At 63.1% G+C, this 21,539-nt stretch carries 19 protein-coding genes and 1 pseudogene; 10 read left to right on the top strand and 10 right to left on the bottom strand.

From position 1 onward, the window contains the following. Window position 1: 1 nt before the first annotated feature. Complete coding sequence (locus ACX80T_RS05845) at window positions 2-2,296, bottom strand: transglycosylase domain-containing protein (protein ID WP_019483143.1); 2,295 nt, start codon at window positions 2,294-2,296, stop codon at window positions 2-4. Between the two features lie 36 nt (window positions 2,297-2,332). On the opposite strand from ACX80T_RS05845, the gene ACX80T_RS05840 reads away from it, so the two are divergent. From ACX80T_RS05840 to ACX80T_RS05830, 3 genes are read left to right on the top strand one after another with little or no spacing between them, the layout of a single operon-like run. Further along, a complete protein-coding gene (locus ACX80T_RS05840) occupies window positions 2,333-2,494 on the top strand; it encodes a DUF4177 domain-containing protein (RefSeq protein WP_019483144.1) in 162 nt (53 codons plus the stop codon). Then, the gene (locus ACX80T_RS05835; protein ID WP_019483145.1) at window positions 2,491-2,973 is read left to right on the top strand and encodes a RidA family protein; all 483 of its coding nucleotides are present in this window, start codon (window positions 2,491-2,493) and stop codon (window positions 2,971-2,973) included. Before ACX80T_RS05840 ends, ACX80T_RS05835 begins: the two co-directional genes overlap by 4 nt. Before the next feature lie 5 nt (window positions 2,974-2,978). Next, window positions 2,979-3,899, top strand: coding sequence for an NUDIX hydrolase (locus tag ACX80T_RS05830; protein ID WP_019483146.1), 921 nt, complete (start codon window positions 2,979-2,981; stop codon window positions 3,897-3,899). Between the two features lie 46 nt (window positions 3,900-3,945). Here the strand turns inward: ACX80T_RS05830 and ACX80T_RS05825 are convergent, their stop codons facing one another. Together ACX80T_RS05825 and ACX80T_RS05820 are read right to left on the bottom strand one after the other, a co-directional pair. After that, window positions 3,946-4,779, bottom strand: a complete 834-nt coding sequence (locus tag ACX80T_RS05825; RefSeq protein ID WP_019483147.1) for a bacteriorhodopsin-like — start codon at window positions 4,777-4,779, stop codon at window positions 3,946-3,948. Between the two features lie 227 nt (window positions 4,780-5,006). Then, window positions 5,007-5,684: a Crp/Fnr family transcriptional regulator gene (locus tag ACX80T_RS05820; RefSeq protein ID WP_019483148.1), complete on the bottom strand. Its 678-nt coding sequence runs from the start codon at window positions 5,682-5,684 to the stop codon at window positions 5,007-5,009. A 248-nt stretch (window positions 5,685-5,932) separates the two neighbouring features. Here ACX80T_RS05820 and ACX80T_RS05815 point away from each other — a divergent pair, with 248 nt between their 5' ends. Continuing rightward, complete coding sequence (locus ACX80T_RS05815; protein WP_019483149.1) at window positions 5,933-7,117, top strand: MarP family serine protease; 1,185 nt, start codon at window positions 5,933-5,935, stop codon at window positions 7,115-7,117. 206 nt (window positions 7,118-7,323) lie between these two features. Here the strand turns inward: ACX80T_RS05815 and ACX80T_RS05810 are convergent. Next, window positions 7,324-7,461, bottom strand: a pseudogene (locus tag ACX80T_RS05810) (DUF2332 family protein); the annotation flags it as partial. A gap of 327 nt (window positions 7,462-7,788) precedes the next feature. Here ACX80T_RS05810 and ACX80T_RS05805 point away from each other — a divergent pair. The 3 genes from ACX80T_RS05805 to ACX80T_RS05795 all read left to right on the top strand — a co-directional run bounded on the left by ACX80T_RS05805 (window position 7,789) and on the right by ACX80T_RS05795 (window position 11,534). After that, a complete protein-coding gene (locus ACX80T_RS05805; protein WP_459303941.1) occupies window positions 7,789-9,486 on the top strand; it encodes an ABC transporter substrate-binding protein in 1,698 nt (565 codons plus the stop codon). A 105-nt stretch (window positions 9,487-9,591) separates the two neighbouring features. Next, a complete protein-coding gene (locus ACX80T_RS05800; protein WP_024477236.1) occupies window positions 9,592-10,596 on the top strand; it encodes an ABC transporter permease in 1,005 nt (334 codons plus the stop codon). Then, on the top strand, window positions 10,593-11,534 hold the full coding sequence (locus ACX80T_RS05795) for an ABC transporter permease (RefSeq protein ID WP_051317708.1): 942 nt from the start codon (window positions 10,593-10,595) through the stop codon (window positions 11,532-11,534). The genes ACX80T_RS05800 and ACX80T_RS05795 overlap by 4 nt, the downstream gene beginning before the upstream one ends. A 69-nt stretch (window positions 11,535-11,603) precedes the next feature. On the opposite strand, the gene ACX80T_RS05790 is transcribed toward ACX80T_RS05795, so the two are convergent. The 6 genes from ACX80T_RS05790 to acs form a co-directional block, all read right to left on the bottom strand. Then, window positions 11,604-13,331, bottom strand: coding sequence for a dipeptide ABC transporter ATP-binding protein (locus ACX80T_RS05790; protein WP_459303940.1), 1,728 nt, complete (start codon window positions 13,329-13,331; stop codon window positions 11,604-11,606). A 14-nt stretch (window positions 13,332-13,345) separates the two neighbouring features. Continuing rightward, window positions 13,346-13,816, bottom strand: a complete 471-nt coding sequence (gene aroQ, locus ACX80T_RS05785; protein ID WP_024477239.1) for a type II 3-dehydroquinate dehydratase — start codon at window positions 13,814-13,816, stop codon at window positions 13,346-13,348. 237 nt (window positions 13,817-14,053) lie between these two features. Then, on the bottom strand, window positions 14,054-14,341 hold the full coding sequence (locus ACX80T_RS05780) for a winged helix-turn-helix domain-containing protein (RefSeq protein WP_202805328.1): 288 nt from the start codon (window positions 14,339-14,341) through the stop codon (window positions 14,054-14,056). Window positions 14,342-14,355: 14 nt separating this feature from the next. Then, the gene (locus tag ACX80T_RS05775) at window positions 14,356-14,802 is read right to left on the bottom strand and encodes a hypothetical protein (RefSeq protein ID WP_156911344.1); all 447 of its coding nucleotides are present in this window, start codon (window positions 14,800-14,802) and stop codon (window positions 14,356-14,358) included. 91 nt (window positions 14,803-14,893) lie between these two features. Then, window positions 14,894-16,246, bottom strand: a complete 1,353-nt coding sequence (locus ACX80T_RS05770) for an MFS transporter (protein ID WP_024477242.1) — start codon at window positions 16,244-16,246, stop codon at window positions 14,894-14,896. 149 nt (window positions 16,247-16,395) lie between these two features. Next, the gene (gene acs, locus ACX80T_RS05765; protein ID WP_019483158.1) at window positions 16,396-18,360 is read right to left on the bottom strand and encodes an acetate--CoA ligase; all 1,965 of its coding nucleotides are present in this window, start codon (window positions 18,358-18,360) and stop codon (window positions 16,396-16,398) included. A 289-nt stretch (window positions 18,361-18,649) separates the two neighbouring features. On the opposite strand from acs, the gene ACX80T_RS05760 reads away from it, so the two are divergent. The 3 genes from ACX80T_RS05760 to ACX80T_RS05750 are packed head-to-tail and all read left to right on the top strand — an operon-like array spanning window position 18,650 to window position 21,525. Beyond that, entirely contained in the window at window positions 18,650-20,053 is a 1,404-nt protein-coding gene (locus ACX80T_RS05760) for a hypothetical protein (protein ID WP_024475516.1), read from the top strand. Between the two features lie 9 nt (window positions 20,054-20,062). Further along, window positions 20,063-20,869 carry an endonuclease III gene (gene nth, locus ACX80T_RS05755; protein ID WP_024475517.1) on the top strand — a complete coding sequence of 269 codons (807 nt, stop codon included), beginning with the start codon at window positions 20,063-20,065 and terminating at the stop codon, window positions 20,867-20,869. Continuing rightward, window positions 20,866-21,525 (top strand): NUDIX hydrolase, encoded by a 660-nt coding sequence (locus ACX80T_RS05750; RefSeq protein WP_019483160.1) that lies wholly within the window; start codon window positions 20,866-20,868, stop codon window positions 21,523-21,525. Before nth ends, ACX80T_RS05750 begins: the two co-directional genes overlap by 4 nt. The last annotated feature ends 14 nt before the right edge of the window (window positions 21,526-21,539 follow it).

The raw sequence follows: 21,539 nt of genomic DNA, 5'->3' as shown, positions 1-21,539 counted from the left end.
GTTAGCCTTCGTCTTCGTTGTTGTCTGGGTCCTCTGGGCTGTTTCCCGGTGGGGGATCAGCAGGAGGGCCGCTGTTCCCTGGACTGCCCTGGTTATCCCCGGGCCTCCCGGTCTGGTTGCCGTTGCCTGGCTGGGTCTGAATGGTGGGACGCTGCGCGTTGAGCATCCGCTGCGGGGGGTCGGTGAAGGGTTCTCCCGAGTGCAGCCCAGGTATCTGCTGCATAAACCGCTCCCAGGACGGAGCCGCAATGAACGAACCATCAATTTCGGGGTAAATCTGGCCGCCGATCTGCAATTCGCCCAAGCTGACGCTGTTCGCCTTCCAGTTACCCAGCCAGGTGGCAGTTGCCATGCCCGAGTTGTACCCCATGAACCAGGTCTGGGACCGGGCATCGTTGGTTCCTGTCTTGCCGGCCATGGGAATGTCCCCGAACTCCAGGAGCTGACCCGAGCCTCGCTCCATGACAGCCTCGGTGGCGTAGTTCACTCCGCGAGCCAATTCCTCGGGAATCGCCTGTTCGCAGGCCGCTTCAGGAACGGGGAAGCTGGTGCCGTCAACGGCTACCACTTCAGTGAGCGCCCGCGGCTCACAGGTCATCCCCTCGGCCCCCAATGCCGCGTACGCGGTGGCCATCGAGAGCGGTGAAACCTCAGTTCCGCCGCCAATAAGGGCTGAAGGTGACACTGTCAACGGTGTGTAATCCCCGTCGGCGCTCTTTCCATCGTGGATACCTAGATCCGCGGCAATCTGGAACGGCATGCAGAGATCGATCTGACGTGCCGTCTCCATGGTGATGGTGTTGTACGACTGGGCCAGTCCTTCAAGGACGGTGTAGCTGCCGTAGTTGATGTCCCCGTAGTTCTGCGGTTCGTACCCGTCCTCATCAGGCAGGACGTACTTTCCGTCGGGATAGCAGCTTGCCTCCCACTCATCGAACTGGGGGTAGATCCTCTTGCGGCCGTCGATGGTGGTGTTCAACGCCCGGCCGTCTTCGAGCCAGGCAGCGACAGTGAAGGGCTTGAAGGTCGATCCGGGCTGGAATCCTCCCACACCGCCCAAGGGCTGGTTGGGGTCTCCGCCGCTGTACTGATCAACATTGAAGTTCAGCACCGAATCGCCCGGCTCGGTGCCAGGCATGTACCTGGTGTTCTGTGCCATCACCAGGATGTCGCCGGTTCCGGGTTCCATGCTGACCATCGAGTGTCCTACCGAGGGGTCGGTGGTCTCGCGGCCAGCGGTTTCATTGATGGCTGTCTGGGCAGCAGTCTGCGCCGCCGGATCGAGCGTCGTCGTGATCGTCAGCCCCGCGCGGTACAGGGTGTCCTGGCGTGCTTCAAGGGATTCGCCGTAGGCGGGATCGTTCAGGATCAGATGCGTGACGTAGTCGCAGAAGTACGGTGCCTGCTCCGCGCCGACACAGCCGCTCAGCGTGGGGGTGATGTCCAACCCGAGGTCGGTGGCGACGGCGGCGTCGTACTCTTCCTGGGTGATGTGGCTGTTCGACAGCATGGCGCCAAGCACCAAGTTGCGGCGCTCCAGGGAGCGCTCCGGGTTGAGTTCCGGACTGTAGAAGGTGGGTCCATTGACCACGCCTGCGAGGAGGGCCGCCTGCTGGATGTTCAAATCAGCTGCCTCGACGTTGAAGAAGTATCTCGATGCTGCCTGCACGCCATAGGTGGTGCCGGTGAACGGCACAATGTTCATGTAGCCCTCAAGGATTTCGTCCTTGCTGAGCTCCTTTTCGACGGCGATGGCCAGTTTTGCTTCGCGGAGCTTGTCGCCAAGAGTCTTGCCGCCGCTGAAAGTGACCGATCCGTCACCGCTCTGCAGGCTGGCATCAATCAGGACGTTGTTGACGTACTGCTGGGTGATGGTGGAGGCGCCGCGGGTGGTGTCGCTGCTGACGTTGCTCACGACGGCGCTCATGATGCCCTGCAGGTCCACGCCGCCGTGCTCGTAGAACCGGGCGTCTTCGATGGCGAGGAGGGCGTTCACCATGTTGGGGGAAACCTGGTCGAGGGTGACTGGCTGCCGGTTCTCCTCATACAGGGTGGCGATCAGCGTCCCGTCCGAAGCGAGAATCCTCGATGGCTGGGCCAGCGCCCCACGCTCGAGTTCCGCCGGCAGCTCTTCGAAGAACTGAATCGAGGCGGAAGCACCGGTACCCGCTGCCGCAGCAACTGGGACCAGTAGACCCGCAGCAAGCACCCCGCTCAAAGCACTGATTCCGAGAAACGCAATCATCTTCCCCAGGGTGGTTGCTGTGTCAAAGATCGGTGATTTACGAGCAGCCATTACTCCAGTTTACAAGCACGCGCTAGTCTGTGAACCATGACCAAATGGGAGTACTCCACAATTCCGCTCATCATCCACGCCACGAAGCAGATTCTGGACCAGTGGGGAGAGGACGGCTGGGAACTGGTGCAGGTAGTTCCCGGACCGGACGGCAAAGGCCTCGTCGCCTATCTGAAACGAGAGAAGAACCAGTCGTGACCAGCACCGACAACCCAACATCAGCTGTCGAACAGCGGCTGCTGGATCTCGGAATCACTCTCCCGGACGTCGTGCAGCCACTGGCTTCGTACGTCCCGGCAGTGGTGACGGGCAACTATGTTTTCACCGCCGGGCAGCTACCGCTTATTAACGGTGAACTCCCAGCTTTGGGCAAGGTTGGTGCCGAGGTGACGCCGGAGGCTGCGAAAGAGTACGCAGCGACCTGCGCGGTGAACGCCTTGGCCGCGATCAAGTCCCAGATCGGGGATCTGGACCGGATTAGCCGGATCGTGAAGGTGGTCGGGTTTGTCGCCTCCGATCCCAGCTTCACGGGCCAGCCTCAGGTTATTAACGGTGCGTCCGATCTGCTGGGGCAGGTGCTCGGCGACGCCGGTGCTCATGCTCGCTCCGCCGTCGGCGTCGCAGTGCTTCCCCGCGATGCGCCGGTGGAAGTCGAGATTATCGCGGAGTTTGTCTGATTCCTGTGGGCCACATTAGTAACCGCCTTTTTCCAGTTCCCGAAGACCAGTTGGGCGCAGCGCGAAGCTGGGTCGAACACGGCGAGCGGACGCCGGTCAAACCCCGCCTGGCGTCGTCGGTGGTCTTGATCCGCGATGCCCCTCCGGGGACTGAAACTTACCTTTCATACCGGCGTGGCGAATCCCCACTGGGGATCGTCGCGTTTCCCGGCGGCAGCATCGAGGAGTCCGACGACGACGACGTCGTCTGGTTTGGGCCCACCCCTGCCCAGTGGGCAAAGGCGATGGGGATCGATGACCTGTTTGTGGCGCGGCGCCACGTGGTCGGAGCCATCCGCGAACTGTTCGAGGAGACCGGTGTGCTGCTGGCTGGACCGGATGCCGTGTCCCTCGTCGACGGCAGTAGGAACCCTGAGTGGATGAAGGCCCGTGAAGACATTGCCACCCAGGAACGGTCATTCTCGGACATCCTGGCCCGCCGGGGACTGGGGCTCCGCACCGACTTGCTGAAACCGCTTGCGCACTGGCTCAGCCCCGATTACGCTCACCGCCGGTTCGACACCCACTATTTTGCGGCGGCCCAGCCGACTGGCCAGGAAGCTACGGCGCTCGCGAGTAAGGGTTTGTGGGGTGAATGGCGCTGCGCATCCAGGGAAGTCGCGAAGGCCGAAGCCACCACATTGGGCGATGAAGTGGGCCAGCCCAACACGGTGGGCCGTGCGCTGGATGAGCTGACCGTACCAGCGGTCCGTCTGATCCTGGAGAAGATTGGGTCTTCGAAGGGTTGCGTGGCTTATTTGAGTCACAAACGGCCCATGAAGGTTTATTACCCGCATCTGATGACACCCTCCGAGGAGGCGGATCCAATGCTTGAGGTCGCTTGTTCGGTGGCCACCGAGGGCGGATCCGGCCAACGCGGTCGTTAGCGTGGCCATCACCGCCCTCCCCTGGTCGGCTCAGGGCCGAACTGCCCTAGCGCGGCTTCCGGGATACCTTCGATTCCTCAAAGGGCTCATGTCCTTCCTCGATCCGCGCGAAGGCGGGGTCGTCAGCATAGGACTTCAGTCTCGCGATGCGATAAATAATCAGTGCGTAGACTGCTTTAGCCGCAATATCAGCGATGGAGTACCCGCCTTGCTTCAGGACCCATGCGTCGGCGCCTGAGATGCCAAGTAGCGGCAGCGCATATGCGAGCGGGTAGACGATCCAACTCGCGAGAAGCAGGATCCGAAGGCGACTGATGAGCTTCCGGACCTGCGGAGGCTGGCGATCAAGCGATTTCGTCAGTTCGACGAACAATACGTACAGGATGAAGATAAAGGGAATTGTGGAGAGGATCCCCCACAGGACTCTTACGCTGTCTGAGCTACTGATCTCTCCGGGGTATCCGAGCACGATCATCAGGGTCGCAGCGGGTACCAGTTTCCATAGCAGGCTGGTTTGCACTTTTCGGGCGAGGGCCAGAACTGCGATGAGTTCCACCAGCAGCAGTGGCACCGTCAGTAGCCAGTCCACATACCGGTACCCCTCGTTGAACGACGCGCCCTCAGCTTGCGCGTACGTCCCGCGTCCGCCGACAGCATCCGTGACGAATGCCTCCTTGAACGAGTCAAAGATCCGGAAGTAGTGGTAGGCAGCAATGCCGCAGACTATTGCTGCGATGACAAGTGCCTGCCGGTACCGGGGAAGGACGCGGGGAAGAACGAGGATGAGGAAAACGGCCGTGAATAGCTGTGAAGCAATAACCAGCGAGAGCAAGTTGTAGACAGTGTCGAACTGGCTCTGGGTCAGGTCATCAGGAATCATGGTTGTGCTCCTTTGCACAGAAGGTGAACCCCTGCATGGCGGCAGATGATGGAATTCATCCCGTTCCGCACGATGCGTGAAAGAATTCTACGCTGTGTAGAAACCCTAGCCAAGGCTTTTGTTCCAGCAAAAGGGAGCGTCCACATCGCGACCTAATAAAAGGCCACACAGAAAAGACCGGGAGCGTGGTGCTCCCGGTCTTTTCGTGGACTTATGAGGGTGTGATGCTAGCGGCTGCGCTGACGCAACCGCTGGATGTCGAGGATGACGACGGCGCGCGCCTCAAGGCGCAGCCACCCGCGCTGCACGAACTCCGCGAGAGCCTTATTGACGGTTTCACGGGAAGCGCCGACCAATTGGGCAAGCTCTTCCTGAGTCAGCTCGTGCGCAACGAGGATGCCGTCGGTGGCCGGACGGCCAAACCGGTCCGCCAGATCCAGCAGGGCCTTCGCAACGCGGCCCGGGACATCGGAGAACACCAGGTCAGCCAGCGACTCGTTGGTACGGCGCAGCCGGCGGGCCAAGGCCTGCAGCAGCTGGGCCGAAACCTCGGGACGCGTTTCCAGGAGGGTCCGCAGGTTCTCATTCTTCAATCCGGCGAGGCGCGTCTCGGAAACGGCGGTGGCCGTGGCCGTTCGAGGGCTGGGATCGAACAATGCCATCTCACCGAACAGCTCGCCCGGGCCAAGAATTGCCAGCAGGTTCTCGCGGCCGTCCTGCGCGGTGCGACCGAGCTTGATCTTGCCGGACACAATGAAATACAGCTGGTCGCCCTGATCTCCTTCGCGGAAGACAGATGCCCCGCGGGAGAGATCCACTTCGGTCAGCTCGTCGGTGAGTGCGGCGAAAACGTCGTCGCCCAACGAAGCGAAGAGTGGCGCGCGGCGCAGTACCTCGATGTCCATGAAATCTCCTGATAAATTGTCGGCTCATTCCATCTTGCCGTACATAACGAACTTGTGACACCTGCTACACGCGTGTTCGCCGTCGGAATAGCCTATTTGCCTCCCATTTGGGCGGAAACGCCCAGATTTCCCGCCCAACGGCCTGAAAAAAGGGGTTCAACATGCGCTCAGGAGATTGTCAGTACCGCCGGATAGACTCAGTCGGGTAACGGAGGCGTCGCGCCTCCCGATGATCAGGGAGAGCGCACGTGCCGGACTTCACCATCTTGGACATCCTGCTGGTGCTGGCACTGGTCGGGTATCTCGTTGCCGGTCTCCGCAACGGGTTCCTGGTGACCCTCGGCGGGATCGCGGGCTTCGTTGCCGGAGCGATAGCTGCGTTTTTCGCTATTCCTCTCGTCAGCGAATGGGTGCCGGACGACGCCTGGCGCCTTCCCGCCATCATCCTCACAGCATTCGTCCTGGTGGTCCTTGGCCAGGCCCTCGGCTCCCGGCTCGGTGGAGCCATTCGCCGTGCCCTCGATTTCCGTCCGATCCGGATGGTCGACCGGCTGCTCGGCGGCGTCGTGAATGTGGTGGTTGCTGCACTGGTGATGTCCATGCTGGCCTTCAGTATTGGCACGCTCGGCATGCCCTTCCTGTCCCAATCCATTGCCTCGTCACAGGTGATCAGGGGAATCGACAACCTTACGCCGTCGCCGGTTCGCACGTGGATGGCGCAGTTGCGCACCATCGCCGTCGACGACGGGATCCCCACTATTCTGGAAAGCGTTGCACCGGCTGCCCCCCTGCCAGTCCCCGAGGCGGCCGTCGACACCCCCGAGCTCGCGTCGGCTTCCCAATCGGTGTTGCGTATTGCTGGTACCGCGTTCCAGTGCGGCCAAAACCAAACCGGGTCGGGCTTCATTATTGCTCCAGGGCGGGTGGTGACCAACGCCCACGTGGTTGCGGGGGTCAACGAACCGGTGGTGGAGATTCCCGGTGGGGGAGCGCTGCCCGGCCGTATCGTCCACTTCGACGCCGTTCGGGACATCGCGGTCCTCGCCGTCGACGGTCTGGACCGTGCGCCCCTGCCCCTCGGTGAGGATCTCGCCACGGGGGACACTGCGGCTTTCGCTGGCTACCCCGCCGGTGGCCCCTTCCAAATCCAGCCCGCCAGCATCCAGAATCGCAGCGATGTCCTGGTCGCCAACATTTACGGCGCGGATCCGGCGTCAGTCAACGTGTACAGCCTGGCAGCGAATGTTCAGCAGGGTAACTCGGGCGGGCCGCTGCTGGACATGCAAGGGCGGGTGACCGGCGTGATCTTCGCAAAGTCCACTCAGGATGCGCCGGTGGGATACGCGCTGACCCTGGCAGAATTGCAGCCCATTGCCGAGCAGGCCAGCGTCTTCACTGACACGGTGTCAGCCGGTCAATGCAACAACCGCTAGGCCTTAGCCAAGCCAGTCGAGCGTCTGCCCGTGTCCGCCAGTGCGTGCTGCCGGGCTCCCATTGTGGGCGAGGACAAACAGCCGGTCCACCTCCACCTCGGCCTTAGCCATCGCACCCTCCACTCCTGGCAACACCCCGTACCCTTCGGATCTCGGCGGGCTACTGCGACGGCGGCGCGGAGCCGGTCCCGCCGTCGCACATGTTCCGGCCAGATCAGTGCTTCCAGCCAGGCGACGTCGTCGTCCTTTGCGACGTCGAACGGATTCAGGTCGAGTACGGCGCGGAAGCTGATGAGAGGTAACGACGTCGGCAGCGGCGGGTGGCCGGTGGTAGCGCAGTCCATCACCAGGGCGCCGGGCACCACTCATCATAGGTGGGGGAATATCCGCGGGTTTCGACGAGCGCGAACCGCCGGTACCACGCGGCCGTGTCGAGTTGCTCAGCCATGCCAATCCCTCCACACCAATGGGTCAACCGTCACCCTAGCGTGCTCTTAGGGGGACGGCCAGTCGACAACGCGTGACCAAATCGTGACCACATCTGTGAGGTAAATCCCATCTGAGGACATCCCCGGGGTTAGGCTCGTTCCACAGATTGCTCCGCTCCGGCGAAGCCGTCAGGGCATCACGTTACGTGCGCTGCCTCCCCACTCGTACATGAGGAGCACAACATGCAAGAAAGCGCCACACCGCCGCGCAGCTCACGCCCCGCAAAGAAGCGGGCAGCTGTGGTGACGGCCGGATTGGCAATCGGTGCGCTGTTGCTTTCCGGTTGCGTCGAAAGCCAGCGGGATGAAGGCACTGCCGACGGTGGTGAAGCGACCGTCGACTCGACGTTCGTCTTTGCTGCGTCGTCGGATCCTGCGTCCCTTGACCCCGCCTTTGCCAGTGACGGCGAGACCTTCCGGGTCAGCCGTCAATTGTTTGAGGGTCTCGTCGGGGTAGAGGCCGGCACGGCCGATCCAGCTCCGCTGCTCGCCGAATCCTGGGAAACCTCCGAAGACGGCCTTTCCACCACCTTCGCGCTGAAGGAGGGCGTCACGTTCCACGATGGCACCGAGTTCAACGCGGAAGCCGTCTGCTTCAACTTCGACCGCTGGTACAACTGGACCGGTGTCGCCCAGGCGCCTTCGGTGTCCTACTACTACAACAACCTGTTCCGCGGCTTCGCTGACTCGCCCGACGCAGCGGTCTACGAATCCTGTGAGGTGAACGGTGACCTTGAGGCGACCGTGACGCTCGCGCAGCCGTTCGCCGGTTTCGTCCCCGCACTGTCGCTGCCGGCGTTCGCCATGCAGAGCCCGACGGCGCTCGAGGAGTTCGCCGCCGATGACATTGGCGGTTCAGCTGAAGCGCCAGCGTTGAGCGCTTACGCCGAGGGTAACCCCGTGGGTACCGGGCCGTTCAAGTTCGATTCCTGGTCGGTGGGCGAGCAGTTGCAGCTGTCCACCTACGAGGACTATTGGGGTGAGCAGGGCGATGTGGAAACCATCATCTTCCGCGTCATCGACGACCCACAGGCGCGCACGCAGGCCCTGCAGGCCGGCACGGTCGACGGGTTTGACCTGGTCTCGCCCGCCGATATCCCCACCCTCGAGGGCGAAGGCTTCATGATTGTGCCTCGCGATCCCTTCACGATCCTCTACCTGGGTCTGAACCACGAGGTGGAGGAGCTCAGCGATCCACTGGTACGCGAAGCAATCCACCACGCCATCGACAAGCAGGCACTGATCGACCAGACGCTTCCTGAAGGAACGCAGCTGGCCACCCAGTTCATCCCCGACGTCGTTGACGGTTACAACGAAGACGTCACCACCTATGACTATGATCCTGAACGGGCCATGGAACTGTTGGAAGAAGCCGGTTACCCTGACGGCTTCGAGGTCCAATTCAACTATCCGACGAACGTATCCCGGCCGTACATGCCAACCCCCGAGCAGGTCTTCACCAACCTGACCGACCAGTTGGCCGCCGTGGGTATCACCGCAACGCCAGCGCCTGACGTCTGGACGCCTGACTACCTGGACAAGATCCAGGGAACAACTGACCATGGCATCCACCTGCTCGGCTGGACCGGTGACTACAACGACACTGACAACTTCATCGGTGTTTTCTTCGGCCAGGAGAAGCTCGAATTCGGCTTCGACAACCCCGAACTGTTCGCGGCGTTGGACGAAGCCCGTGGCATGACCGACCGTGAAGAGCAGACAGCGGCGTACGAGGAAATCAACGAGCAGATCGCCGAGTTCAACCCGGCGATCCCGTTGGCTCACCCCGCGCCGTCACTGGCCTTCGCCGAGCGTGTCACGTCCTACCCGGCAAGCCCCGTCAATGACGAGGTCTTCAACATGATCGAACTCAACGAGTAACAACATCAGATGACAGGAGAGCCTGGCCTGCGCGGCCCGGCTCTCCTGTTGTTCGTTGGACAGTGTTTGATTCCTGTGTGTTTGATCCGTTCCTGAAAGGACCCCGTGCTACGCGTCATTGGTAAGCGCCTCGCGCTGCTGGTACCCACGTTGATCGGCTTGTCGATCCTGTTGTTCCTGTGGGTGCGCAATCTACCCGGCGGCCCTGCCACTGCCCTGCTGGGCGAGCGGGCCACCCCTGAAGCGGTGGAACGGGTGAACGAGCTCTACGGCTTCAACGAGCCGATTGTCTCTCAATACTTCACCTATATGGGCAAGCTCCTGCAGGGTGACTTCGGCACCTCGATCAACACCGGCCGTCCGGTGCTGGAGGAGTTCGCCACCCGGTTCCCCGGCACCGTCGAACTCACTGTCGTCGCTCTGATCTTCGCCATCGGCATCGGCATTCCCCTCGGTTATCTGGCCGCCCGCTACTACGGGCGGTTTGTGGACCACGGTTCGGTAGTGCTGAGCCTGCTCGGTATCACGGTGCCCGTCTTCTTCCTGGCGTTCATCCTCAAGTATCTGTTTGCCATCCAATGGCCCATTCTTCCTCCGGACGGTCGCCAGGATCCGCGAATGGACGCCACCCACGTGACAGACTTCTACGTGTTGGACGGAATGCTCACCGGTGAGTGGGACGCAGCCTGGGACGCGTTCCAGCACCTGATCCTGCCGGGTATTGCGCTCGGCACCATCCCCTTGGCCATCATCGTACGGATCACCAGGGCTTCGGTTCTTGAGGTCCAGAATGCCGACTACGTCCGCACCGCCCGAGCCAAGGGCCTACTTGAGAAGACCATCCGGAACCGCTTCATCCTCCGCAACGCGATGCTTCCCGTTGTGACCACCATCGGTCTGCAGGTGGGCTTGCTGATTTCCGGGGCAGTGTTGACCGAAACGGTCTTCGCTTTCAACGGGATCGGCAGATTTTTGCGTGATGCGATCTTCGGACTCGACTACCCCGTCCTCCAGGGGTTCATCATCATCATTGCCATCCTGTACGCAGTGATCAACCTGATCGTTGACATTTCCTACAGCATCATCGACCCAAGGGTGCGTGTGAGTTGAGTACGACATTGCCGCCAACTGCCGGTGACGAGCCGGCGCCCACCGAACCGAGCATCCCCGACGGAGCCGGAACCGGACTCTGGAAAGACGCCTTCCGACGGCTCAAGAAGAACCCGCAGGCCATCGCCGGAGCCGTCATTGTGGGCTTGTTCCTGCTGGTGGCCATTCTGGCGCCGGTCCTTGCTCCCTACGGCGGCGATGAACTACCGGGACGTACCGAGATCACGCCCACCAACATCCCGGGGCCGGGGGAGTTGGACGCTTACCCACTCGGTCTCGACCGATTCGGTGGGGACCTACTGAGTAAGCTCATCTGGGGTGCTCAGGCGTCCCTGTTGATCGGCGTCGTGTCCACCACCCTAGGGCTGGTCGGCGGCATGATCCTCGGCCTGCTCGCCGGTGGACTGGGCGGCTGGGTGGACAGCCTCATCATGCGGTTCGTCGACATTCTTCTTTCGGTGCCGAACCTGTTGCTGGCAGTCAGTATTGCAGCGATCCTGGGTCAGGGGCCCTACGCGGTCATGATCGCGATCGGTGTCTCGCAGGTGCCGATTTTCGCCCGCCTATTGCGAGCATCGATGTTGTCCCAACGCGGCTCGGACTACATTCTTGCCGCCCAGACGTTGGGTCTGAGTCGGTCCACCATCACCATGAGCCACCTGCTGCCCAACAGTGTTGGGCCGGTTATCGTCCAGGCGACCCTGACCCTTGCCACAGCAGTCATTGACGCGGCTGCTCTGTCCTTCCTTGGACTGGGCGGTGGGCGCCCGCAGACCGCGGAGTGGGGGCGGATGCTCACCTATGCGCAGGCCGAGCTCGCCAACTCGCCGCAGCTGGCGTTCCTGCCGGGTATCTGTATCGCTGTGACGGCGCTGGGCTTCACCCTGCTGGGCGAGTCGTTGCGGGAGTCGCTCGATCCCAAGACCCGCAAGAAGTAGCCAGCTTCGACTGGAGTAAAGAAGATCCCGGCACCGATGGTGCCGGGATCTTCTTGTCTGCCTGCGGTTCTAGGCGATGTTCAATTCGTTGCCAGGGATCGCCGAAAGCAATTGCCGGGTGTAGGGGTGGCGCGGATTCTGGAAAACTTCCTCGGAACTAGCGGCTTCGACCAGCTCACCGTCCTTCATCACGCAGACGTAGTCGGAAATGAGACGGACCACGGCGAGATCATGGGAGATGAACAGGTAGCTCAGACCGAGCTCCGACTGTAGGTCCCCGAGCAGCTTCAGGATCTGGGCCTGAACCAGAACGTCCAGCGCGGACACCGGCTCGTCGCAGATGATCAGTTCGGGCTTCAGCGCCAAAGCCCGGGCGATAGCCACCCGCTGGCGTTGCCCGCCCGAAAGCTCCGACGGGTACCGGCGCAGGGCGGTCTGCGGCAGGGACACCTGGTCCATCAGCTCGCGAACCCTGGCCCGCCGTTCACTCTTGGAGCCCCGCTTGTAGGCGTTGAGTGGTTCCTCAATGATCCGTTCAATCGTGAACATGGGATTCAGCGACGAGTACGGGTCCTGGAACACAGGTTGAACCCGCTGCCGGAAGTCAGCCAGCTGTGCTTTGTTCAGTGTTCCAACATCCATGCCGTCGAAAGTCATCGTGCCCGACGTCGGCTCAATGAGCTTCAGGAGCATCCGCGCGGTGGTGGTCTTCCCTGAACCGGACTCACCCACAATGGCGACGGTCTGTCCCCGTGGCACATCAAGGGTCACGTTCTTCGCCGCGTAGAAGTCGTCCGAGCTGCCCCGACGCTTGTAGATCTTGGTCAGGTCCCTGATCTCGACAATGTTCTTGCCCGGATCAGTGGCAGCCGGCGCCGCTGGGGCGTGGGCCTGGTGTTCCAGGAAGACCGCTTCTGCTGCCTGGGCCCGCTTCCCCGCGTCGGCGTGGTACGTCCCCGGCTGGAGGCGGACTGCTGCCACGCTGGGCGCAGCGCGGACGAGGGATTGGGTGTACGGGTGCTGGGGGTCATTGAGAAGCTGCTGCGCCGGCCCGGCCTCAACTACCCGGCCGCGGTGCATCACCACGAGATCCGAAGCGCGTTCGGCGGCCAGCCCCAGGTCGTGTGTGATCAGCAGCACCGATGTTCCGAGCTGTTCGGTCATCAGATCGATCTGGTCCAGAATGGTCCGCTGCACCGTCACATCCAGTGCGCTGGTCGGTTCGTCAGCGATGAGCAGCCGCGGCTGGCAGGCCATCCCGATCGCGATCAGGGCACGCTGCCGCATGCCACCCGAAAACTCGTGAGGATACTGTTTGGCCCGTTCACCGGCGTCGGGCAGTCCAGCGGCGGTGAGGACCTCGATGACGCGTTCCTTGACGTTCTTCTTGGTCGCCATCCCGTGGACCAGCAGGGTTTCGGCCACCTGGGTGCCGATCTTGGTAACCGGATTGAGGTTCGACATCGGGTCCTGCGGGACCAGCCCGATGGCCCGCCCGCGGATGGCGCGCATCTTCGTTTCAGAAATGGTGGCGAGGTCCTGGCCTTCGAACAGGATGCTGCCGCTGGTAATCCTGCCATTGGACGGCAGCAGGCCGATGCAGGACATCGCCGTCGTCGACTTTCCCGAACCGGACTCGCCAACAATCGCGAGGGTTTTCCCGCGTCGCAGGGTAAAGCTCGCATTTTCGACGGCGATCACATCGCCGTACGAAGTGCTGAACGTTACGGCGAGGTCCTTGACCTCAAGGAGCGGGGCATCGCTGGGGACACCGTCAACGGGTGTGATGTCGATCATGCCTCTATCGTCCCTCATGAGGGGGCGTAACCCACGGATCCGGAGGAGAGTTTTTCGATCAGGAAATCGACGGCGTACCGGTAGCCACTGATTCCGGCGCCCACGATCACGGCTTCCGCAACAGCCGACAGGTAGGACTGGTGCCGGAATTCTTCCCGCCGGTGCACGTTGCTGATATGCACCTCTACCGTGGGAAGGCCGACGGCGGCAATTGCGTCGCGGAGGGCGACGGAGGTGTGGGTGTAGGCGCCGGCGTTGATGACGATACCGTCGGCTGCCCCTGCCGCAGCCTGGATGGCGTCGACCAGTTCGCCTTCATGGTTGGACTGCAGGCACGTGACGGCCCAACCGTGACGCCCCGCGGCGTCTGCGGCGAGAGCCTCGACGTCGGCGAGGGTTCCTGTGCCGTAGGTGGCCGGTTCGCGGGTGCCCAGGAGGTTGAGATTCGGTCCGTTGATGATCAGGAGCGTGTTGGTCTTCGGCATGGCTTAACTATGCCCCACACCCGGGCGCACCAAAAAGCAGCTGTGAGTCTTGCAGCGGCTGGTCTGGGACTAGCTGACATCCACCACGGGCTTGGATGTATCGATAACTTCCCGGGCCAGCTCGTCCTTGAACTTCTGGCTAAACCGGCGACGCGATGCAGACATACTGCAGATCTCACTTTCAGTAGAAACCTCAGTTTGAGAGGTCCCACTGTCCGAAATCCCTAGGCTGCTCAGTTAGCGGAGGCCGCGTTGTAGGTCTTTTAGGGCGGTGGTGTGATCGCGGTAGGCTTTTCGGCCGGCTTTGGTGAGTCGGAAGACGGTGTGGGGTTTTTTGCCGAGGAAGGACTTGTTGATTTCCAGGTAGCCCTTGTCTTCGAGGATCGTGGCGTGTTTGGACAGCAGCGCGTAGCTGGTCCCGAGTTCGTCTTTCAGGGCCTGGTAGGTCGCGTTGTCCACGGAGGCTAGTGCTGCCATGATCGCGAATCTCACCGGTGAGTGAACGACCTCGTCGAGGCGGTTCATGGCATCTCCAAGGCTCACCTGCCGCGTACCGCCAACCATAGTGAGCAACCAAGTAGGGGAAGTGCCAGCACGATCGACGCGAGGACCGCCGTACTCAGGGGTACTCCGCCGGTTTCGGAGCCGACCGGGCTCAGAACCTGATAGGTGATTCCGCCGCCTACTCCCAACCAGAGGGCCGAGAGTCCTTCGATCAAGGTGAAATGTCTGGGCCGAACGGTACGGGTCCGGGAGCGGACGAAAACAAACAGAATGGCCAGCAGGACCAAACCGCCATAGACCACAACGGCACTTGTCCCGTTCACCAGGTCGGCGCCGGTGTGAAAAAACATGGCCATAAACAGCCCGCCGAACACCGCCCACACGGCGAGGACCACTGCCTCCGGCCCACTGGAAACATGGCGTTTTCTGGTGGCAGGCCTGGTTACAGCCGAGGGAACGCCGGTGCCTCGTTCATCATCCATGGTTCCAACGTATTGACAACTCAACGATTCGTCAACAAGCTGGCGCGCGGTAAAAGCCCCTCACAAGAGGAACCTCGATGTGTGGCGGTGCTCAGGCTGACATCGGTGCGACGTCGGCTGGCCGGGTGAGGTTGGCTGTCCGGCGGAGGCGGAGGCGGACGGCGGCCAGCGCCCCAGCAACGGTCACCAGGCTCATCACCGCAAGAACAATTCCGGGGTGCCACCAGGCGCCGTCGGTAGCTGTACCGAGGACCTGGGTAATGGAAGGAGCGAATCCGGCGACAATCGCCGCCAGGCTATAGGCGAAGGACAGAGCGGTGAACCCGGTGCGGGGCTCGAAAATGTCAGCCATCAATCCGCCAAGCGCGGCCCAGCTGGCGGTCGGCAGGATGCCGCCCAACAGGATGGCGGCCACATAGGTGGGCGCATCGGCGATGCTGATCACCCAATACAGCGGGAAAGCGATGAGGGCGGTGCCGATAGCCCCGCCGGCGACCACCTTGGCCGAGCCGATCTTCATGGCCAGATAGCCGAACGCGGGAATGGTCAGCAGTTGCAGGAGCGATCCGATCAGGGCCGCGTTGAGCACGGTCTCCTGGCTGAGTCCCAGCCGTTGGGTGCCGTAGGCCTGAGTGTAGGAAACCATGAGGAAGTAGGAACCGATACCGAGCACTGCCGCTGCGGCCGCGACGGCGATTGCCGCAGGCTGCCGCCGGATGACTTCGAAGAACGGAATGCTGGCGCGCGACTGTGTCTGCACGGTCTCTTTGAACACCGGCGTCTCGTCAATGGCGAGCCGCAGGTACAGGGCGATGCCCAGGAACGGGAACGCGAGCAGGAAGGGGATACGCCATCCCCAGGTGGTCATGACGTCGGGCGCCACGACAGCGAGGATCAGGAACACCAGGGAGATGAGCATGGTGCCGACGGGGGAACCGAGCTGGGGAATCGAGGCGTACAGCGCGCGTTTACGCGGTTCGGCGTGCTCGGTGGCGATCAGGATGGACCCGCCCCACTCGCCACCGAGGGACAACCCCTGGAGAAGACGGAGCACGGTCAGCAGGATGGGCGCCCAGACGCCGATCACGCTGTAGTCCGGGAGCAGGCCGACGGACCCGGTGGCCAGGCCCATCAGCACGATGGTCCAGATGAGGGTCTTTTTGCGGCCGATCCGGTCGCCGAGATGACCAAACAGGATGGCACCCAGGGGGCGGGCGACGAAGCCCATCGCGAAGATCAGGAAAGCCGAGAGGGTGCCCGCGAGGGGATCCTGGGCGGCGAAGAACACCTGGTTGAAGACCAACGCAGCAGCGGTTCCGAAGACGTAAAAGTCGTAGGACTCGAGGGTGGTGCCTACAAACGAGGCGGCCGCGGACTTACGGGCCATCTTGCGGTTGGCGGCCGGGGACGGGCCAGCGGTCGCGGGGGCAGTGGTAGTAGACACGTTTCGAAATTGTCCTCGTGCCGCAGGCCGAGGCGCCACCCCTGCCGGGCAAGATCACAACCCCCCGGGATGCACATCACACCGCCCGGAGGAGCCATCCCGGGGCCGCCTGGGACCCGGGATGGTTCCTCCGGGACCCAGGCGGGGAGTTACTTCCTCAGGGACTGAGCGATCTGAGCCATGATCGTCGGGTCGGACAGGGTTGACGAGTCGCCGACTTCCCGGCCCTCGGCAACGTCCTTGAGTAGGCGGCGCATGATCTTGCCGGAGCGGGTCTTCGGGAGCTCGGGCACCACCAGGATGTTGCGCGGCTTGGCGATCGGCCCGATCTCCTTGCCCACGTGGTTGCGCAGGGTGGTGACGATGTCGTCGTCGTCGACGGCCGAGCCACGCAGGATCACAAACGCGACCACTGCCTCGCCTGTCGTCTCATCGGAGGCACCGACGACGGCGGCCTCAGCCACCGACGGGTGGCTGACCAGCGCCGACTCGATCTCGGTGGTCGACAGCCGGTGACCGGAGATGTTCATCACGTCGTCCACGCGGCCCAGCAGCCAGATGTCGCCGTCCTTATCGCGCTTGGCGCCGTCCCCAGCAAAGTACATGTTGTCGAAGCGGGACCAGTAGGTGTCCTTGAACCGCTGCGGGTCGCCCCAGATGCCGCGGAGCATGGACGGCCACGGTTCGCGGACCACCAGATACCCGCCCGAACCGTTGGGCACCGATTCGCCCATCTCATCCACGACATCCACCGAGATCCCCGGCACTGCCACCTGCGCGGAGCCCGGCTTGGCGTGCGTGACGCCCGGCATCGGGGCGATCATGTGCGCACCGGTTTCGGTCTGCCACCAGGTATCCACGATCGGTGCACTGCCCCCACCGATCATTTCCCGGTACCACATCCACGCCTCAGGGTTGATGGGCTCACCCACGGAGCCCAGCACGCGGATCGAGGTGAGGTCGTATTTCTTGGGGATGTCGCGGCCCCATTTCATGAACGTCCGGATCGCCGTCGGAGCCGTGTACAGGATGGACACCTTGTACTTTTCCACCAGTTCCCACCACCGGCCCTGATGCGGGGTGTCGGGGGTGCCCTCGTACATGAGCTGGGTGGCGCCGTTGACGAGCGGCGCATAGGCGACGTAGCTGTGCCCGGTGACCCAGCCGACGTCGGCCGTGCACCAGAACACGTCGGTCTCCGGGCGCAGGTCGAACGTGTTCTTGTGGGTGAAGGCCGTCTGTGTCAGATACCCGCCGGTGGTGTGGAGGATGCCCTTAGGCTTCCCGGTGGTGCCCGAGGTGTACAGGATGAACAGCGGGTGCTCCGAGTCGTGTCCGACGGCGGTGTGATCGGCTGATGCACCGCCGACGGCGTCACTCCACCAGACGTCCCGACCTTCGGTCCACTCCACCGGCTCGCCGTTGCGCTTAACCACCACGACGTTAGTGACGGTGTGCCCCTCGCGTTCCAGGGCGCCGTCGACGGCTGGCTTCAACGCGCTGGGCTTGCCGCGACGGTAGGTGCCGTCCGCCGTGACGACGAGCTTGGCTTCAGCGTCATCGATCCGGTTGCGCAGAGCCTCGGCGGAGAAGCCGCCGAAGACCACCGAGTGCACAGCACCAATCCGGGCACAGGCGAGCATGGTGATGACTGCCTCGGGGATCATCGGCAGGTATACCGCCACCCGGTCACCCTTCTCGACTCCGAGCGAGAGGAACGCGTTTGATGCTTTCTTGACCTCTTCCGTGAGTTCCGCATAGGTGTAGGAGCGGGTGTCGCCGGGCTCGCCTTCAAAATGGATGGCTACACGATCCCCTCGGCCGGCCTCAACGTGGCGGTCAAGCGCGTTGTAGGCGGCGTTCACCCGGCCTCCGACAAACCATTTCGCGAAGGGAGCGTCGGAGAAGTCGAGAGCCTGGGTGAAATCTTCGTCCCAGGTGAGCAGGTCGCGTGCCTGAGCGGCCCAGAACTCCGGCCCGGCCTTGCCTTCCTCATAGAGGGAGGGCTGAGCTACGGCATTCGCCGCGAACTCCTCGGTGGGAGGAAAGCTACGCTCCTCCAGAAGCAGATTCTCAAATGCGTCGCCTTGCGTGGTCTGGGTGTTCTCAGTCATGTTCAACCCTTCATCGTGCCGGATAGCGTTAGGCGGCGAGCCACCCGGTTCGAAACCGGCACGCAGCACCGCGATACTGCTGACCAGACTAACCGCGCGCACCGACTTTGTGTGGGCGCGCTCACATCCGCAAATGTGAATGGTCGAATTTCTGCGGTGAGCGGCGGTGAGAAGGGCGCGAGTGGACCCGGATGGCTAGTGGAGGAGGGGCGGGTTGACTACTCTGGTGACAGGAAGCAAGGCTGGCCACTGCGGCCCGCCCGGCCGCTGCGACGAATGGAATCCCGAAATGACACATCCGCACACCGATCGGTTCGCTGGCAGCAGCAGCGACAGTTCACACCGCGCCAGCGAGGCGGTTCTGGGCCCATTCACTCTCCGCGAGGCGGTGATCGGCGGTTCGGTGTTGCTGATCTTCATCGGCTCGCTGCTTCCCTTCTTCGAGGCCAATGACTGGTTCGGCAACCTGTGGAACGCGTCCTCCCTCTTCTTCCTCGGAATCGGTATCATCCTCCCGGTAGCAACTGCGGGCTTGATTGCCGCCCGGCGGCTCGGGACCGACCTGCGGATCGGTTCGCTTTCGGTCGACCAGTTCGCGTCGGTGGTGGCCGCGCTTGCGACGACCTTCTTCTTCCTGCAGACGGTCACCTCCTTCCACATTGGGCCGCTCATCTGCCTCATCGGCGGGATTGGCATGCTGGCCGCCACCGTCGGAGGCCCGCATCTGCCGATGTTCGCCCGAGATTTTGCAGGCCGTCCCAGCTCAAACGCCCACCTGATGGCCCGTAGCATCCTGCCAGCCGCACCGAAAAAGCCCAAAGCCTCCGAGCCAGTTGCGGCCGAGCAGGTTACCGAGTTCACTCCCCAGCCAGGCTCGACGGCGGCGGCAGGTGCCAGCGCAGCAGCAGCGGGCTTCGGCGCAGGTCACGCCGGGACCACATCGCAACCTGCCGCGCAGAAGAAGAGCCCAGGCATTGCCGGCAAGTTCGGATTCGGCGCCGCAGCGAAGTCCTCTTCGGGCGACCAGGGCCCGAGCAGGCCCGAGGCGCATCTGAACAGCGGGGTGGGGGCAGCAGCGGGGGTCCAGGACAAGGAACTGGCTGACGCCGATTCATCCGGCTACCCGCGGTTCGCTGATGAGGATTTCGCCCCGTATGGCACGTCCCCCGACTCGGCACAGTCGCCAGACTCTGCACAGTCCCCTGACCCGGCTCAGTCCCCTGACGCGGCACCGTCGCCCGACTCCGCCCAGTCGCCCGACGGCAACTCCGACGCTGGTGTCAGCTCACCGACCGCGGATCAGGCTCCGGTGGATACCGGCCAGCAGGCAACTGCAACCCGGAAAGCCGCTACCCCCGAAACATCCTCCGCAACAACTGCTGCAACCGCCGCCGCGACAACTGCGCAGCCGGTCGTGGAACGCCAGCCCAGCGAGTCCCAGGACTCTATCTCAGCGACCAAGGACGCGGACGACGACGCCCCGGTGGTGGAAGCCTTCTGGTTCGCCGTCGGTTCACCCCGCCCGGTGGTCGACGAGGCCTCGGGTGTCGAACTCTTCGTCCTGCTTCCAGGTGACTGGGAGGTGGGCATCGAGGACCGTGGCGAGGAATTTCTGGTGCAGGACAAGCGCACGGGCCGGATCGGTGTCATGCGGGATCTCACCAACATCGAGCGCGCACCGAGCGACGGCTAGGCACCGACAGTGGTCGGTACGGTCTCCGCGGGTTCCCATGATCCGTCGCCGCTCGCCATCAAGCGGCGGGCCCGCAGGATTCATCGCAGGCTGGCCGAGGAATACCCCTACGCCGTTGCTGAACTCGACTTCACCAATCCCTTTGAGCTTCTCGTAGCGACAGTCCTGTCGGCCCAGACCACCGATGTCCGGGTCAACCTCACCACCCCGGCCCTGTTCGCCAGGTACCCAGACGCCCGCCGTCTTGCTGAAGCCGACGAAATGGACCTGCAGGATCTGATCCGGCCCACCGGATTTTTCCGCGCCAAGTCGAAGAGCCTGCTGGCCTTGTCCAACCGCCTCGTCGATGAGTTCGATGGGGTGGTCCCACCACGCCTGGAAGACCTTGTCACCCTCCCCGGAGTGGGTCGTAAAACCGCCAACGTGGTGCTCGGTAATGCGTTTGGCATCCCCGGGATCACTGTCGACACCCACTTCGGCCGGCTCGCGCGGCGCTTCCGTTGGACCGAGTCCGACGACGCGGTCAAGGTGGAGGCCGACGTCGCCCGCTTGTTCGACCCGCCGGACTGGACCATGCTCTCCCATCATGTGGTGTTCCACGGTCGCCGGGTCTGCCATGCACGCAAACCAGCCTGCGGCGCATGCCCCCTGGCCGCCCTCTGCCCCGCCTATGGTGACGGCGAGGTGGACCCGGTCAAAGCCGCGAAGCTGCTGAAGTACGAGTTGGCGCCGGGGCGGGAAGAGTTGCTGCAGCTGATGCGCGGGGGCGCCACACGGCGCGAACTGCAGGCCGCCGGATACAGCCTCGGAGCATGAGTGCCCGTCAACAGTTGCTGGATCTGGCGAAGCGGTCGGTGTCGCAGCCGGGGACGCTGCGCGGCATCGACCCGGCAGAGGCGCGCCACGCAGCGGTCCTGATCCTCTTCGGTATCCTCGATGACCGGCCAGCTGAGTTCCATGCGGGCGCCGTGCCCGATGACCTGGACGTCCTGCTGGTGCTACGTTCAGGGTCGCTGACGGACCATCCAGGTCAGGTGGCGTTCCCAGGGGGCCGGATCGACGACGGCGACGACGGCCCGGTGGCGGCGGCGCTTCGGGAGGCGTGGGAGGAAACCGGCGTCGACACCGCCGGGATCGAGGTGCTGGGACCGCTCCCCGAGTCTGGGCTTCCGGTCAGTAACTTCCTGGTCACACCAGTGCTCGCCTGGTGGGCCGACCAGTCACCGGTCACGGTGGTCGACGAGGCGGAGTCCGAACACGTCTTCCGGGTACCCGTGGCGGACCTGCTCAACCCGGCGGGCCGACGTTCCGTGATTGGGCACCGCAACGGCGTCACCTGGACCACCCCGGCTTTCCTGGTCAGGGACGTCACGGTGTGGGGATTCACTGCGCTACTTCTGGACGCCTTGTTTGATGACCTGGGGTGGACCCTGCCGTGGGACAAATCAGATCAGATCCCACCACCGCTCTGACCGACCAAGGCACC

The sequence above is a fragment of the Arthrobacter sp. Sr33 genome (assembly GCF_054511195.1).
The sequence above is the reverse complement of the archived record's forward strand: the minus strand, read 5'-3'. Positions and strand labels throughout refer to the sequence as shown.